This window comes from Frankia canadensis (assembly GCF_900197875.1).
In the GTDB taxonomy this organism is placed as follows: Bacteria; Actinomycetota; Actinomycetes; order Frankiales; family Frankiaceae; genus Frankia; species Frankia canadensis.
Map to the genome: position 1 here is coordinate 1 of NZ_FZMO01000521.1, position 512 is coordinate 512.

Consider the following 512-nt stretch of genomic DNA (forward strand, 5'->3'; position numbering starts at 1 on the left):
GGCCGCTGCCGGTAGTGGACCGCCTTGGGCAGACCGGTGGTGCCGGAGGTGTGCAGGACGATCGCGGTGTCGTCGGGTCCGGGTGCGGGTTCGCCGGCCAGCGACGGTGGCAGCTCGCCCGGCGCCGCGCTCGGCAGCGGGTCGCTGAGCACCGCGGCGCGGACCCCGGCCGCCTCGGCCACCCGCCCGGCCAGCTCCGCGTGCGCCGGCTCCGCGATGATCACCGGGCTGCCGAGGCGGGACACGGCCGAGGCCAGCTCGGCGACGGTCAGCCGCGGCCCGAGCGGCGCGATCGGCCGGCCGACACCCGCCGCGGCGACGAACACGGGGACGCAGATCGTGGTGTCCGACAGCAGCGCCGGGATGACGGTGCCCCGGGGCAGGTCCAGCTCGGCGAGCCAGGCCTGGACGCCGGCGGCGAGCGCCAGCACCTCCCGACCGGTCCACTGCCGGCTCGGAGTGAGCAGCGCCGGCCCGTCGTGGTCCAGCCCCCGCGCGGTCAGCGACGACCA

General features: G+C 78.3%; 1 protein-coding gene. It reads right to left on the reverse strand.

What is annotated here, in order from left to right; all coding sequences use genetic code 11:
* Positions 1–512, reverse strand: a 512-nt coding sequence (locus tag C1A33_RS27160) for an AMP-binding protein (RefSeq protein WP_133150855.1), incomplete at both ends; no start/stop codon positions are given.